The sequence below is a fragment of the Nonomuraea sp. MG754425 genome (genome assembly GCF_021699195.1).
GTDB lineage: Bacteria > Actinomycetota > Actinomycetes > Streptosporangiales > Streptosporangiaceae > Nonomuraea.
Genome location: NZ_SSXE01000299.1, coordinates 1 through 14,436 on the forward strand (window position 1 = coordinate 1; position 14,436 = coordinate 14,436).

Consider the following 14,436-nt stretch of genomic DNA (forward strand, 5'->3'; position numbering starts at 1 on the left):
GAGTTGCCAAATCTCCACCCAGCCGGGCTTGCCTAGAGGTCTTCAGACTGCCCTCGACGTCACTCCAGGTAACCGCTCCCCAGAGAGTGCTCAAGAGCCCATTGACTCTGACGCGGAAGGAGGCGGCGCCGCTGAGCCTGAAAAAAGCGGCCAGCATAGGCCGCAGGGTTGGCATTCTCCGCTATGACGGCCACGGCCACATCGCCTTGCCATCCCACGAACCACGCCTGACCTCTTCTCTTACCGGTCACCGGAGCGGTGATGCCCGATACCTCCTCGCCGTCAGAGGCCGCTGCGGCCGCTGAACCCGTCGTAACGCCTGCACGCATCATCGCCCGCAGCACGGGCAGCGTTTTGGCGTCGATCGGAACGGGAGCGGGCAGCCTCACGGTGGTGGAGTCTGGTGTGGCTGGCCTGACGACCAGCAACGGCGGCCGCCAGGTGCCTTTGGCGACGGCTCCAGCGAGCAGCGCCATTGTCAGGGGGCTTACCTCGACGTTCTGCCCTGCGATGGCCTTCGCTTTGTCGGCGTCAGAGGAAAGCGGGCCCAGCGTGCCGCTGAAGGACTTCAGGGGCAGCTTCCACGGCTTGCCGATGCCGAAGTCGGCCGCAGCCTGGTTGAGCTCATCAGCGCTTACCCTGCGGGCGAGCGAGGCGAGCGCAGTAACGCAACTCTTGGCAAAGTTCGACTGGAAGCTTTGCGTGACGGTGGTTGTCAGGCCCGCCTGCTCGAACTCGGCCCCACCAACCGACCGCTCGGCGGGACAGGTCAGCCGCTGGTTGGGCTTGACGCCCTTCTTCAGCAACGCCTCGGCCGCGATGATCGAGAAGGTGGTACCGGCCGGGTACCTGCCCGCCAGCCCGTCCTTCACCTCGTTGAGGTTCTCGGAGGTGCTCACTGCTAGCACCTCTCCCGTGGAGGCTTTTACCGCCACCAAGGCCGCCGACCTGGACTCCGCCAGCACCGTCTCGGCGGCCGCCTGCATCGTGCTGTCGATCGTCGTCTCGATGGGCACGGTCGAGCGTCCAGACCACGTCTTCAACTCGGCCGCCTGCTTGCCGTTCTTGAGGTCAAGCAGGACCACCGAGGTTCGCGTGGAGCCCGTGAGGTTGTCCTGGTATGCCTTCTGCAGCCCGGTTAAACCAACGGAGTCGCCCGCGTGTTGTGGACCACCCAACTTCTGCTCTGTTTCCGCGCTCAGAGCGCTCACGGTGCCCACGATCTGCTTGGGTGGTAAGGGCGCGAACAGCACGCTCTCTTCCCGGACTGTCACGCCGGGAATCGCGGTGAGCCTCGCCTCGAGGAGGCGATACTTCACGCGGCTAAAAGTGACGAGCGGCACGAAATCGCTGGGGGGCGCCGATTTGATACGGCTCAGCATCCGATCTTGGGCGAAGCCGGTGAGTCCGGCGAGCCGCTCGACCGCCTTCTCCGCCGCATCACCGAGGGCGAGCGGGGTTACGCCTGCGACATAGACTTCGGTGTCTGTCTGCAGCGGCTCACGTGTGCGGTCGAGTACCGGGCGGCGCGCCTGGGACTCTGACTTCACTGCGAACCGCAGCCCTTCGTGCAACTGCGGGTGGATGACGCTAGGTGACCACCGCACTTTCCACACGCCGTCGACCAGGTGCAGCGGCAGCCTGCTCGTGTATCCCCATGGCGAGTTGTTATCACCGAGGTCGACCACGGTCGAGAAGCCAGCCGTCGACTCATCGCCGTTCCTGGTCAAGCTCTTGATTTTGAACCGAAAAGATGCCGCGTCCAGGTGGACACGGGTGTCCTCCAACGCCTTGGCGACCACCCTCGGATCACCGTCCGTACGCCTGCCTGCCAAAGCGTAGTCGCCCACTTGCCAGCCGACCAGGAAGTCGCGCACGGCATCGTGCGCGGAAGGCTCCTCGAAACACCCGGTTAGCGTCGAGCCAACAACTGTCATGGTAAGGGCCCCAGCCAAAACCCGGCGCAGGCCAGGCTTCAGCGGTTGAGCCGGCGGACGGCCCGGGACATCTCCTGCAAGTCCTGCTGCTTCACTGGACCACTCACGCATATCACAGCCCCTTCAAACGCTGGATCACCCGCTGGAAAGCTGCTCTCAACGCCTTCACCATCGCCCACAAAGGCCGCATAACCCCGAGCACCCAATAATCAAACAAGATCGATATACGCCACTGGCCGGGCACACCCCGATGCGGTCACGGCCGTGGATGCGATCGGCTCATCGTCGAACCACTGGCGGCGTCGGAGCGCACCCGAGCCCGGCCAAACGAGGCAGATCGAACATCCTGCTCCGGCCTGCGCAGAGCCGCCCGGTTCGACGTCGTCACGACGCGGCGGCGATCTAAGCGCGGCCTCCGGACCACACCCTCAAGAGCAATATGACACTCCAGCCGAACAGCAAAACTCCGAGAGGCACATGAAGTCCAGGGGCATGGGCTTCGCCGAGCGCTGCTTCGGCCATGGACAGGACCAGCATAAAAGCGCTGTTGGCGAGAAATCGTGGAGAGCCACCGCCCGGACGCCACACCAGGATCGCGACGAGGAGCTGAACCGCAGTGGTGAACACGACCGCCAGCGCCGTCAGCCCGTGCAGCATCCGGCCGTCAGGTGAGCCCAACAGCAGCCCGGCCGTGATTGACTGCACCAACAAGGCCACCGCCTGCAGCGTCACCACGACCCGCATTGCCAGAAGGAATCGCGGTACGGTGCTGCGGGATGAGGCGGCGTGCCGCGCGTTGAACGTGCCCTCGGTCATGGCCTGCCGCCGATGAAGTCCCCGATGGCCCCGGCCAGTCGCCTCGGCTGCTCCTTCTGGAACGTGGTCTCCAGCTTCTCCCGCACGGCCCTGGTCTCACGATTGACCGATGCGGCCCCTTCCTGCGGCGAGACCGGCACGAGCAGCGGGAACTGCCTTGCTCCCGCCAGGTCGAGGTAGTGCACGCGAAAGGTGGTGCCGAGTTCTTCCCTGACGGCGATCTCGGTGTAGTGCGGATCGAAGGGGCAGACGGGTAGGTCGTCGAAACGGTCGTCGGGCGTTCTCAGTACCCGCGTAGGCGCTCTGCTTGTCATGCCACCAAGAGGACGCGCGGGCCAGGATAGGTGACAGCATCAGCGGCGATGTGACCTGTTTCATACCGGACGGCGTATCGTGAACTCTCCTCCTTCTCCTCTTCTCTTCTCTTCGGGTTAGCGTCCACGGGAGTGATGTACCGGTTTGAACCTGTTCGTCACCTTGACGCCCGTACGGGAAGATCGATGTGACATGAGGGCGGCCACTCCGCGATCCTTCACAGCTGTCGAAGGCATAAGAAGGAGAACGAGAAGTGGCCACTAAAGACATTCTGCCTGCTCAGGGTGAGTGGTTTGACGAGACCTTCGCCACCACCTCGCCCGATGTGCTGCGCGAGATGGTGGTGCGGATAGCGCAGATGATGATGGATGCCGAGGTTGAGCAGCGCCGGCTACGGCGAGGTGTCGGAGGCGCGGGCGAACTCGCGCAATGGCTACCGGCGGCGCGAGTGGGACGCCCGCGCCGGGACGGTCGAGCCGGCCATCCCGGGCTCGTACTATCCAGACTGGCTGCTGGAGCGGCAGCGGCGGGCCGAGCGGGCGCCGGCCTTGGTGGTGGCCACCTCCTACCTGCTGGGCGTCTCGACCCGGCGGGTGAAGCGGCTGGCCGAGCAACTCGAGGTGACCCGGCTGTCCAAATCGCAGGTCAGCGTGATGGCCCGGGAGCTGGACCAGATGGTGAGCGAGTTCCGTGACCGGCCGTTGGACGCCGGGCCGTACACGTTCGTGTGGATCGACGCCCTCACGCAGAGGGTGCTCGAGGGCGGCCGCACGGTCAACGTGCACGCGCTGGTCGCGACCGGCGTCAACGCCAACAGGCATCGCGAGATCCTCGGCATCGACGTGGTGTCGTCCGAGGACGGGGCAGGCTGGCTGGCGTTCCTGCGCGGCCTGGTGGCCCGCGGCCTGTCCGGTGTCAGCCTGGTGATCTCCGACTGCCATACCGGGATGACCCACTTAACACCAGCTTCCTAGGTCTCGTTCAGCCGCTCGACCACGGTCCAGGACAGGTCGCCGAATGCCTTGAGCTGCTCCGGTGTCAGCAGGTCGATGAAGTGTTCGCGTACCGAGGCGACATGGCCGGGGGCGGCCTCCTGGATCGTGCGCTGCCCTTCGGCGGTCAGCGTGATGACCGCGCCGCGCCCGTCGGAGGGGTGCTCATGCCGGGCGACCAGGCCCCGTTGCCGCATGCGCGTCAGGTGGTGTGACAAGCGACTCGTGGACCACCTCAGGTGCACGGCCAACTCGGTCAGCCGGATGCTGGCGCCGGGCGCCTCCGACAGGTTGGACAGCACGTCGTAGTCGGCTTCCGACAGGCCGGATGCCTGCGCCAGGTCGCGGGCGAGCCGTCGGCCGAGTAGCAGGGACATGCGCCGGTAGCCGAGCCATGCCCGGGCCTCCACCGGGTCGAGCCATCGAACGTCTTCCGTCATGCCATCAGCTTAGTTGACACGTCATCAAAGCCCGCCTAGTGTTGTTGACATGTCAACTTTCGCCTACTCGATAGGAAGCGCGCGCATGCGGATCGGCCTGAACATCTCCACCTCGGCCGCCCCCGGCGCCGATCCCGTGGCCGACGCCCGCAGGGCCGAAGAACTCGGCTTCGATTTCGTTTCGGCTTCCGACCACCCATGCACCGCGCACCCCAGCCATGAGACCTGGACGATGTTGTCCTGGATCGCCGCCGCCACCACCCGGATCGAGATCGCCACCCGTGTGCTCGGCGTGCCATACCGCAACGTCGCCATGGTCGCCAAGATGAGCGAGACCTTCGACCGCCTGTCCGGCGGCCGGCTCATCCTCGGCCTGGGCGGCGGCTACTCCGACGAGGAGTTCCGCGCCTTCGGCATGCCCGTGCCCACCGCTCGCCAGAAGGTGGACGGCCTGGCCGAGGCAGTCCAGATCATCCGCGGACTGTGGTCAGAGGAGTCGTTCACCTTCAAAGGCCACCACCACCACACCGAGCACGCCAGAATCGAGCCCAAACCCGCAAGGCGCATCCCCATCTGGCTCGGCACGTTCGGCCCGCGCGCCCTGGCCGTCACCGGTCGCCTGGCGGACGGCTGGATCCCTTCCTACTCCTTCGCCGGCCCCGGCGAGATCACGGCGATGCGCGAACGCCTGCTGGCCGCAGCCCGCCAAGCCGGCCGCGCGCCCGAGGAGATCACCTGCGCCTACAACATCGCGATCCGCGTGGACGAGCACGCCAAGCCGGCTGTCGGCACGCTGGCCGGGTCACCATCCCTCCTCATCGACACCCTGCGCGGTTTCCAAGACCTCGGGTTCAGCGTTCTCAACTTCATGCCGGTCGGCGACGCGCCGGACGAGCAGGCCGAGCGCCTGGCGCGCGAGATCGTCCCCGCTCTACGCTGATCACCACTCCTGGAACAACGTCAGCAAACCGCGCAAGGAACGCTCGCGGAGAACTCTCTGGGTCAGCAGTTCCCGTCACCCAATGGCGTGACCTGACCGACGTGACCTTTGACCGCTGCCTGACCAACTGCGGCCCACGACGACCATCGACCCGGCGCCAGGACAATGGCTTTGAGGTTTGGCTCATGCGGAGATCGCATGGGTCTGCCTGACGGCCCGGAGCAGGAGACACCACCAACACCGTGACGCTGTTGGCGATCTTCGGGAGGAGAATCAGGCTGGAGGTGCTAGCCGGACTGTGAGCCGGTCGGCGTCATTCGGAAGACGCTGGCTTCGTCGCAACAGAATGAACTCTGTGTTCCAAGACCCGGCTGTTGGGAACGGCACGAGCGGCCGCGCCGCCTGCTGCTGAGCCGTAGCTGACGACGGCGAACGGCTTCGGGAGGCCCAGGGTGCATCTGGTGGGTCCCCAGCGCCGCGCTATCTCGTGGTCAGGCCTCAGCGCGAACGGCACGGTCGTGATCAGCACTTTACGGCACAGCCTCGAGGCCGGCGGGCTTGATGGCACTGTCGTTAGCGACGGGTCTCACGCGATCTGTTCAGGCTCAACGTCCCAGCCCGTCCTTGTAGAGCCAGATCGGCTTGCCGAACTCGACACGTCCCTGCTTGAAGACGTCTGTCGCCAGCAGTCCCCTTGTTTCGACAGACCTGAGAGAAGAACGGGCAGGCGGAGTGTGACACCTGTCCGAAAGTGTGAGCCGAGTCTCACCTGGGGCCTGGCCGACTCATCCATGGGGCCGGCGAGCTGACCTTGGCTTTCGCCGTCCACTCCCGCCCCTGTACACCGGAACTGATCGACGTGCTCCGCATGGTCGAGGCGTTCGCCGTGAGGCGTGGATCACAATCGCCGCTGATGACGTCACGCTTCAGCACGCCGGAGTCCGCACACATCCACCTGACCAGGACGGCCACCACGGCCAGACCTACCATCTCACTGGGACTCGAGATGCTGACCGCCCGCGACATGATCCGCATCCTCGGCGAGGCCGGCCGGGCCCTCAGAGTCAGAGGAGCTCACCCCGGACGTCTCTCGCCCAGGCCACCGCCTACCGTTACATCCACGAGGGAACCGAAGTTCTCGCAGCTCAAGCACCTGATCTACACGAAGCCCTCGATCGCGCCCACGCCGACGGACTGGCGTACGTGATCCTGGACGGCACCCTGATCCCCATCGACCGCTGCGCCGAGCAGACCCTCAGCGTCAAGGGCGAATCCATCGACGCCTGGTACTCCGGCAAGGCCCACCAGCACGCCGGCAACCTCCGAGCGTTGTCAGCACCCGACGGTCTGCCGCTGTGGATCGGCCAGGGCGAACCAGATTCCGTCCACGACCTGTCCGCCGCCCGTACGCACGTGCTGGGTGCCCTGTACACCGCAGCCGCAGTTGCAGCCGAGCTGCCCACCCTCGCGGACAGCGGCTACAACGGTATCGGCATCGGTGTCCACACGCCGATCAAGCAACCTCAAGGTGAGCAGATCCTCAGGCCGGACAACCGCACCGACAACCGACTTCTACGCGCCCTGCGCTGTCTCGGCGAACGCGGATTCGCCCTGCTCAAAGGCCGCTGGCGAACCCTGCAGCACATCACCGTCAGCCCCAGCCGAATCGGTGACATCGCATGCGCCGCGCTTGTCCTCACTCACTTCGAGCACGATTACCTACCGGGAATTCGCTGAGATCACGTCATTGCACCTTTCTGTAACTCAGCTCACACTTCCTTCATGTGCGTCACAGATATCGGCGCTCATTCCCTCTTGCATGCATGAACGCGAAACGGAAGAAAGGAAGCGGCGATGAAACTGACGGTTTTCGGGGGCACCGGTCGTGTCGGTCAGCACGTGTTACGGCAGGCCGTTGACGCGGGACATGACATCACGGCGGTGGTTCGTAACCCCAGGAAGCTCACGGTGGAAGTGCGTACGGTGATCGCGGACCTGAACACTCCAGATCCCGCGACGATTCAGTCCGCCATTTACGGTGCGGATGCGGTGCTGTCCGGGCTCGGCCCGCAGAAGAGGGCGGAGAACGGTATCGTCTCGATGGGCACCCGCGCCATCGTCGAGGCGATGACCCGTACGGGCACACGCCGTCTCGTCGTCATCAGCGGCGTAGGCGTCGCCACGATCCCCGTGCCCGACCGTCCTAATCCTCCCACGCGCGAGCCCGGGGCCGGCCTTGTCATGCAGTACCTGAGTACGCCGCTGACCAAGGTGGTGCTCGGAGAGCACCTGAGGGATGTCGCGTTGATGGAGTATGACCTGCGCAAGACCGACCTCGATTGGACGGTCATGCGCATCCCGTACGTGGTCGACAAACCGCTGACCGGTGTCTATCGGACCGCTCGCGGACATGCCCTGCGCCGCGGCTTGCAGATCGGGCGCGCCGATGCCGCACACCTGATGCTTACCTTGGCGGGGCAGCCACAGACCGTGCGCGAGGTCGTCACCGTCGGGTACTAGTGACAACCTCTCCGCGTCAGCGTGAGGAGCCTGAATCAGCTACTCCCTGCCGCTTGCCGGGGGCGCAGCGGCTGTGGATGCCCCAAGCAGAGGGCCGGCGCCCGGCGGTGCGCTCGTTGTGCGTCATCGGGCCTGCCCGCACCATTGGCGTAGCGCCTGGCGGGTCTGCTGCGGGCCGGGGTGGGTGGCGGTCCAGGCCAGGTAGCCGTCGGGGCGGATCAGGAGGGTGGTGGCCTCGTCGTAGACGGCCGGTCCGCCGGTGGGCAGCACGTCGACGCGGTCGTGCCACGGCCGGGCCGTCTCGTGCGCGGTGGTGGCGTCGATCAGGAGGTAGCGGCCGCGTAGTCGTTCGTAGAGCCGGCCGGAGCCGATCGGCAGGTCGGGCAGGCGCCGGCCGGTCAGCGGTGAGGCGGGTACGCCGTCCGGGACCGGGTAGTGGATGCCCAGGCCCGAGAGTGTCAGCCGGGCCTTTTCGGAGATCTTCGGGTTATTGATGAGCGCGGGCGCGAGGTACGGGCGCAGGAGCCGGACCGGTGCCGGCGCGTCGGCCAGGCGGCGCAGCAGGTCGGTGAGGCGCAGTACGGTACGGCCGACCGGGTGGCGTTCGGACTGATAGCTGTCCAGCAGCCAGGGCGGCGCCCATCCCTGGCAGGCGGCGGCGAGCTTCCAGGACAGGTTCGCCGCGTCCTGGATTCCGGTGCTCATCCCCATGGCGCCGAGCGGTGAGTGCACGTGCGCGGCGTCCCCGGCCAGGAAGACCCGGCCGACGCGGTAGGCGCGGGCCTGCCGGCGCTCGCTGAGGAACCGGGTGGACCAGCTCATCTCCGCCAGCCCCAGGTCGTCGCCGGCGATCCTGCGCAGCGAGTCGCGCACCTCTTCTATGTCGACGGGCTGATCGATCGGGAGGTGCTGGCCGGTCCGGTCCCAGATGGTGGCGCGGAACCAGCCGTCGCCGTAGGGCGGCAACAGTGCGGCGCCGTCGTCTCCGATGAACGGGTTCACGGCCAGCGGCAGCGGGCGTTTGAGCAGGACGTCGGCCAGCAGGATGCGGGTGTCGTAACTTTTGCCGGCGAACCCCACCCCGAGTAGGCGCCGCACAGCGCTGTGTGCTCCGTCGCAGCCTGCGACGTAATCGGCGCGTTCGCTGCCCCCGGCGCTCAGGGCGAGCGTGACGCCGTCGGCGTCCTGCGTCAGGCCGGTCACTTCGGCGCCGCGGACGATCTCGACGCCCAGGTCCCGGGCGCGTTCCTCCAGCGCGGCCTCGGTGCGCGCCTGCCGCAGGATGAGCACGTACGGGAAGCGGCTGTCCGGGTGGCGTATGTCGAATGCCAGTTCCGCGCCCTTCAGGTGCACCCGTACCTGCGGGACCTGGATTCCCTGGGCGATGAGCCCGTCGGCCAGGCCGCGCATGTCGAGCATTTCCAGCGTGCGGGCATGTACGGCGAAGGCCCGGGTGAGGTTGGACTCCTCGGCCCGCCGTTCCAGGATCTTGACCGGGACTCCCGCGGCGGCGAGATCTCCGGCCAGGGTCAGGCCGGTCGGCCCGGCTCCGACGACGATGACGCTCATCGCGCCCCTCCATTCGATACTCAAAGTTCCGGTACTCGAAGTACCGATTGGCTATTAGATACTATGAGTACCGGAACTTGTCAAGGAGCGTGTATGCCGACCAACCGCGGGGGCCGCAGGCCGGATCCGGAGGTGGACGCCGCCATCCGGACGGCGATGGCCGGGCTGCTGTTCGAGCGGGGGCTCGACATGACCTTCGACGACGTGGCTGCCCAGGCGGGTGTGGGCCGTACCACGGTGTTCCGTCGCTATCCGACCAAAAAGGACCTGATCGTGGAGGCGTTCTCCCAGGTCAGCATCGAGCGGTTCACCTCGGCCGACACCGGCTCCCTGCGCGGCGATCTGCACACGACGCTGTCGCAGATCATGCAGGTGTTCAGCGACCCGCGCATTCGCATGCTGATGCGGCAGGCGCTCGGCGAGGCATGCCGCGACCCCGCCTTCATCGACCTGTTCCGCGCGGTGCTGGGCCGCCGCCTGGAGCTGATCACCGTGCTGATCGACCGCGCGGTGTCGAGGGGCGAGCTTCCCGCAGCGACAAGCCCTCTGCTGATCGCGGACCTGATCTCGGGCATCATCGCCATCCGCGTCGCTGTCGACACGCCCTTGCCCGGGCCCGACGAACTCACCGCTCTGGTCGACGGCCTCCTGTTCGGCTTCGCCGGCACGAAATGAGGCCGCTCGACCGGCCACCACGTGCCGCCCGGACGCAGGACCACCCATCTTAAACGGCCTGAACGCCGCGGCGGACAGTGGGAAGGTGCTGCCGCCGTGGTCTCCGGCCCGGCGGGGAGAGCCGGGCCGGAGAGAGATCGTCAGCGTTTCATGAGTGCGAACACGCCCCATCCGAGCAGGGGTCGCTGGTATCGGGTGTAGCGCGTCGGTTCCCGTGACAGCTCGGCCCGAAGTTCGGGGGCGAGTTCGTCGTCGGGGTGGGCGTCCAGCCAGGTCCGGATGTTCAGCCACTGGGCGGCCACGTATCGGTCCCAGCTGTCCTCGTCGGCCAGCACCATCTCGACGACGTCGTATCCGAGCCCGTCGAAGAGCGCGATGAGGTCAGGCAGGCTCTGGTGATCCTCCCGCGTCTGGGCATGGCAGCCCTCGACGGCCTCCTGGTCCGGCGGTTCCGCCCGCCAGAAGGGCTCGCCGATCAGTATGGTGCCGCCCGGCCGCAGGCTGCGTTCCAGCAGTGCGACGGTTCCGGCGACGCCGTCGCCGATCCAGGTCGCGCCGATGCACGCCGCGACGTCGACGTGGCCGGTCGTCATGTGGTCGGCGGCGTTGTCGTGCAGGAACGTCACTTGGCCGGTGACGCCGAGTTCGGCGGCGCGCTGGTGCGCGGCGGCCAGGAAGACCGTGCTGATGTCCACGCCGGTGCCGGTGATGCCGTGGTCGCGAGCCCAGGTGGCCAGCATCTCGCCCTTGCCGCAGCACAGATCGAGTACGGAGGCGCCGGGGCGCAGCCCGATCGCGGCTCCCAGCGTGGCGAGTTTCTCCGAGGTGAACGGGTTGAGAATCCGGTGACTGTGCTCCCGGATGGTGAAGCTACGTGGCAGATCCAACGGAATGATTCCTAGCGTGCGTCGGTCGGATAATCAGATTGGCGAGATTACGCACGTGATTGACCCTCATATAAAGCAACTCCTCCGTCATGAGATCGTGGTCCGCGACTTTAGCCCGCGTTCAAACACCTGGTAAATGAGCATCCGGCGGATGAGATATAGGTCACTCTTGGCGGTTGAATGTCACACTCCTGCTTCCACCAGCGAAAGCGCCTCCTCCCAGTGTGTGCGGGCCTCGATCAGCAGTTTGCTGCGGATCAGCGGCACGGGCAGGTCCATGGCGAAGGCGCCGACGAGCCGGTCGCCCTTGCGGTAATAGGCCAGGAAACGAAAGTCCGCCGGCGACCCGTGGACGATGCGGACCTCATCGGCGTCGGCGATGCCGGCACTTTGGATGCGCACGCCGTACTGGTCGGACCAGAAATAGTTGGAGCCCGCGTACGGGCGTCCCTTTCCCGGCCCGGCCAGCAGGTTGGCGGTGGCACGACGGGCCTGCTCCACCGCGTTGGTCCACTGCTCGGTCCGCATGGAGGTGCCGAACAGCGGATTCGGCCACCGCGCGACGTCGCCGGCGGCGTACACGGCCGGGTGCCCGGCGTTCAGGTAAGCGTCGCAGGCCACGCCGTCGGCCCCGGCCAGCCCGGTGCCGACCAGCCCGGTGCCGGCCAGCCACCGGGTCTGCGGTGTTGCTCCGATCGCCGCGATCACGAGGTCGCCTTCGATGATCCGCCCGTCGGCGAGGCCGATCCGGCCCGATCCGGCCACGGAGACGACCTGGGCTCCGCAGATCAACCGGGTTCCGTGCGCTCGGTGCAGAGCTGCGCAGATTTCACCGATCCGCGTGCCGACCACCCGAGCCATCGGTACGGCGGCGGCTTCCACGACGGTGACCTCCAACCCGAGCGCGCGGGCGCTGGAGGCGATCTCGGAGCCGAGGAACCCGGCTCCGAGGATCACCACGTGGCGATGTTCCGGCAGCACGTTCCTGAGCAGCCGCGCGTCCTCCAGCGTCCGCAGCCGATGGACCGGGAATCCCCCGTCCGCCACGGCGGGCAGGCGAGGCGTGGACCCGGTCGCGATGACCAGTCCGTCGAAGGGAAGGTCACCGTCACCGGTCCCGACCCTGCGTGCAGCCAGGTCCAGTGAGGTCGCGGGCAGGCCCAGGCGCAGGTCCACCTGTAGATCGGCGAAGTGCTCGGCATCACGGTAGAGGGTGCCGGCCGGGTCCTTGTGTCCGGTCAGCACCTGCTTCGACAGGGCGGGACGGTCGTACGGTCCGACCTCCTCCGCACCCACCAGCGTGATCGCGCCGTCGAAGCCCTCCTTGCGCAGCGCTTCGACGGCGCGTAACCCGGCCAGGCCGGCTCCCACGACGACTATCCGGCGCACTGCTCAGCTCATCCGGCTTCGGTCAGGGTGATGGCCTCGAACGGGCAGTTCGCGACCGCGTCGGCCAGTGCGTCCGCGTCGAGCTGGGCGGCGTCCTCGATCAGCAGGGCGGCTTTGCCGTCCCGGCCGATCTTGAACGCGGTGGGGACGAATCCCGTGCACGTGGCCGAGCCCGCGCACAGCTCACGGTCCACTTCGATTCTCATATCGCCCTCGCCCAGTCGTATCGAGTGATGTCCACCTGCGGATGCACGGCCTGGCAGGAGCCGCAGGTACGGTGCGACACCTCGGCGTTGAACGCCCGGCAGCCGGCCACGTAGCCCTGCTGGACGGGGAGCGACCCCGCGTCGAACTCATACCGCCAGATCTCGGCCTCGCAGGACGCGCAGAACCAGGCCACCGCCTCCAGGCCCGGGTCGATCGCCTTGAAACGCAGATGGATGGCCTCCTCCCGCGGCTCGATCCGGCTGGGCGTCCCGGCCGGGATGTACAGGATGTCGCCGATCTGCAGCCGCGTGGAGCGCGTGCCCACGTGGCGCAACTGGACATCGGCGGTGCCGCTGCACTGCATCACCAGCGTGTCCTTCGCGCAGATGAGGAAGAACGGCTGCGGGCCGGCGCTGCGTGACATGTACACCTGGGGATCGGCGTACGGCGGCGCGACCAGCCTTTCGTCCCATGGGCCGATCTCGTCAGCGAGGTCGAACACGTTCTGGAACCTGCCCCGCTTGATCATTCGGCCGCCTCCCCGGGCGCGAGCTTGCCGGCGGCGGTGGCGAGCGCCAGCGCGTGAGCGGCGTTGACCGCCCGAGTCTGGTCGATGTAGTCCTGCCAGCCCCAGGTGGCCACGGGGAAGGGGACGTTGAGGTGGCCGCACGCGCCGCAGGTGCGCAGCTTCTCGTCCTCGTTGAACAGGTTCGTGGCGGCCACGGCACCGTGCACGGTGGCGAAGGCCGGGTACCGGTCCTCCGCCACCGTGGGGTCGGCGCTGTAGGTGTGTCTCAGCAGGAGTTCCTGACATTCCGAACAGCGCAGATGGAACGCCTCGTACTGCTCCTCGGGGTTGGCGTCCACATCGGTCTGACGTTGCACGATGACCAGGAACAGATACGCCTCGGGGTTGTGCGGCTCGGCGAGGAAGGAATTGACGCCATGGATCTTCGGGCTGACCACCAGGGAGCCCGTCGGCATCATGGCGAGGTTGGCCCCGAAGGCGTAGGCGACCTCTTCCTGGGAGTTCTCATGCCAGAACTGCCCGTACTCCTGTCCTGGACGCCCACGCAACAAGCACGCGCACGGGACCAGGTCCCCCGGCCCCGCATACGGGAACACCGGCGCGAGCTGGGTGTTGAGCGACATTCCCCGCTCGAACACATTGACCTTGAGAACCTCCTTCTCTCCTGACGGAAGCGGAATGGCGCCCGCACTCTCGGTTGAGGCGAGTTCGGCGACTGCCATCGGTGACGACCTCCCGATATCTGGACCGTGATGGAGCAGACTGCACGCCCTGAGAGGATCCGGAGACCTGGAGTGTGACACCGAGCGACATACATCACTTCGCCCCGCACCGCTGTCACACTCGCCGGGGCGGTGGTCCTCTCAGGGATGACCGGGTGCCGGCCGATTCGTGCCGCCACAAGATGATCCCTGGGAGACTTCATGTCCACCGCCTACGTCACCGTTGCCCTGGTGACGATCGCCCTCAACGGCTTCTCCGCCTTCGCGGCGATGACCCGCCTCAAACCGATCATGCGCAGCCTGGGGCCCGCGCTCGACAGGGCCGGCGTCTCTGAGTCGTGGCTGATCTTCCCGATCGGCGCGCTGAAGGCGGCGGGCGCGCTCGGACTGACGCTCGGGCTCCTCGGCGTGCCACTGATCGGCACGGCCGCCGCCGCCGGCCTCATCCTCTACTTCGTCTGCGCCCTGTTCACCCATCTGCGCGTCTACGACTTCGTC

16 protein-coding genes and 1 pseudogene are annotated in these 14,436 nt (G+C 66.9%); 7 read left to right on the top strand and 10 right to left on the bottom strand.

From position 1 onward, the window contains the following. Positions 1-59 precede the first annotated feature (59 nt). The 3 genes from FAF44_RS50525 to FAF44_RS50535 form a co-directional block, all read right to left on the bottom strand. Entirely contained in the window at positions 60-1,877 is a 1,818-nt protein-coding gene (locus FAF44_RS50525) for a penicillin-binding transpeptidase domain-containing protein (RefSeq protein WP_237110641.1), read from the bottom strand. 462 nt (positions 1,878-2,339) lie between these two features. Next, positions 2,340-2,753 carry a hypothetical protein gene (locus tag FAF44_RS50530; protein WP_237110642.1) on the bottom strand — a complete coding sequence of 138 codons (414 nt, stop codon included), beginning with the start codon at positions 2,751-2,753 and terminating at the stop codon, positions 2,340-2,342. Continuing rightward, complete coding sequence (locus FAF44_RS50535) at positions 2,750-3,067, bottom strand: hypothetical protein (protein WP_237110643.1); 318 nt, start codon at positions 3,065-3,067, stop codon at positions 2,750-2,752. The genes FAF44_RS50530 and FAF44_RS50535 overlap by 4 nt, the downstream gene beginning before the upstream one ends. A gap of 269 nt (positions 3,068-3,336) precedes the next feature. Here FAF44_RS50535 and FAF44_RS50540 point away from each other — a divergent pair. Beyond that, positions 3,337-4,015, top strand: a pseudogene (locus FAF44_RS50540) (transposase); the annotation flags it as partial. Positions 4,016-4,038: 23 nt separating this feature from the next. Here the strand turns inward: FAF44_RS50540 and FAF44_RS50545 are convergent. Continuing rightward, a complete protein-coding gene (locus FAF44_RS50545; RefSeq protein WP_237110644.1) occupies positions 4,039-4,500 on the bottom strand; it encodes a MarR family winged helix-turn-helix transcriptional regulator in 462 nt (153 codons plus the stop codon). 49 nt (positions 4,501-4,549) lie between these two features. Between FAF44_RS50545 and FAF44_RS50550 the strand changes: the two genes are divergently transcribed. From FAF44_RS50550 to FAF44_RS50565, 4 genes are all read left to right on the top strand, one after another. Continuing rightward, complete coding sequence (locus FAF44_RS50550) at positions 4,550-5,440, top strand: LLM class flavin-dependent oxidoreductase (RefSeq protein ID WP_237110645.1); 891 nt, start codon at positions 4,550-4,552, stop codon at positions 5,438-5,440. A gap of 913 nt (positions 5,441-6,353) precedes the next feature. Beyond that, positions 6,354-6,647 (top strand): hypothetical protein, encoded by a 294-nt coding sequence (locus FAF44_RS50555; RefSeq protein WP_237110646.1) that lies wholly within the window; start codon positions 6,354-6,356, stop codon positions 6,645-6,647. Further along, on the top strand, positions 6,644-7,177 hold the full coding sequence (locus tag FAF44_RS50560) for a transposase family protein (RefSeq protein WP_237110647.1): 534 nt from the start codon (positions 6,644-6,646) through the stop codon (positions 7,175-7,177). Before FAF44_RS50555 ends, FAF44_RS50560 begins: the two co-directional genes overlap by 4 nt. Before the next feature lie 117 nt (positions 7,178-7,294). Continuing rightward, positions 7,295-7,960 carry an NAD(P)-dependent oxidoreductase gene (locus FAF44_RS50565; protein ID WP_237110648.1) on the top strand — a complete coding sequence of 222 codons (666 nt, stop codon included), beginning with the start codon at positions 7,295-7,297 and terminating at the stop codon, positions 7,958-7,960. A gap of 123 nt (positions 7,961-8,083) precedes the next feature. Here FAF44_RS50565 and FAF44_RS50570 read toward each other — a convergent pair whose 3' ends face one another. Continuing rightward, positions 8,084-9,529, bottom strand: coding sequence for an FAD-dependent monooxygenase (locus FAF44_RS50570; RefSeq protein ID WP_237110649.1), 1,446 nt, complete (start codon positions 9,527-9,529; stop codon positions 8,084-8,086). Between the two features lie 132 nt (positions 9,530-9,661). Here FAF44_RS50570 and FAF44_RS50575 point away from each other — a divergent pair, with 132 nt between their 5' ends. Continuing rightward, positions 9,662-10,204, top strand: a complete 543-nt coding sequence (locus tag FAF44_RS50575) for a TetR/AcrR family transcriptional regulator (RefSeq protein ID WP_237110650.1) — start codon at positions 9,662-9,664, stop codon at positions 10,202-10,204. Positions 10,205-10,344: 140 nt separating this feature from the next. Here the strand turns inward: FAF44_RS50575 and FAF44_RS50580 are convergent, their stop codons facing one another. The 5 genes from FAF44_RS50580 to FAF44_RS50600 all read right to left on the bottom strand — a co-directional run bounded on the left by FAF44_RS50580 (position 10,345) and on the right by FAF44_RS50600 (position 13,854). Then, positions 10,345-11,091 carry a cyclopropane-fatty-acyl-phospholipid synthase family protein gene (locus tag FAF44_RS50580; RefSeq protein WP_237110651.1) on the bottom strand — a complete coding sequence of 249 codons (747 nt, stop codon included), beginning with the start codon at positions 11,089-11,091 and terminating at the stop codon, positions 10,345-10,347. A 183-nt stretch (positions 11,092-11,274) separates the two neighbouring features. After that, the gene (locus FAF44_RS50585; RefSeq protein WP_237110652.1) at positions 11,275-12,480 is read right to left on the bottom strand and encodes an FAD-dependent oxidoreductase; all 1,206 of its coding nucleotides are present in this window, start codon (positions 12,478-12,480) and stop codon (positions 11,275-11,277) included. 8 nt (positions 12,481-12,488) lie between these two features. Then, positions 12,489-12,686 carry a ferredoxin gene (locus FAF44_RS50590; RefSeq protein WP_237110653.1) on the bottom strand — a complete coding sequence of 66 codons (198 nt, stop codon included), beginning with the start codon at positions 12,684-12,686 and terminating at the stop codon, positions 12,489-12,491. After that, positions 12,683-13,216, bottom strand: coding sequence for a hypothetical protein (locus FAF44_RS50595; RefSeq protein ID WP_237110654.1), 534 nt, complete (start codon positions 13,214-13,216; stop codon positions 12,683-12,685). The genes FAF44_RS50590 and FAF44_RS50595 overlap by 4 nt, the downstream gene beginning before the upstream one ends. Then, complete coding sequence (locus tag FAF44_RS50600; protein WP_237110655.1) at positions 13,213-13,854, bottom strand: hypothetical protein; 642 nt, start codon at positions 13,852-13,854, stop codon at positions 13,213-13,215. The genes FAF44_RS50595 and FAF44_RS50600 overlap by 4 nt, the downstream gene beginning before the upstream one ends. 285 nt (positions 13,855-14,139) lie before the next feature. On the opposite strand from FAF44_RS50600, the gene FAF44_RS50605 reads away from it, so the two are divergent. Beyond that, a partial coding sequence (locus tag FAF44_RS50605; protein ID WP_237110656.1) for a DoxX family protein occupies positions 14,140-14,436 on the top strand: 297 nt, incomplete at its 3' end.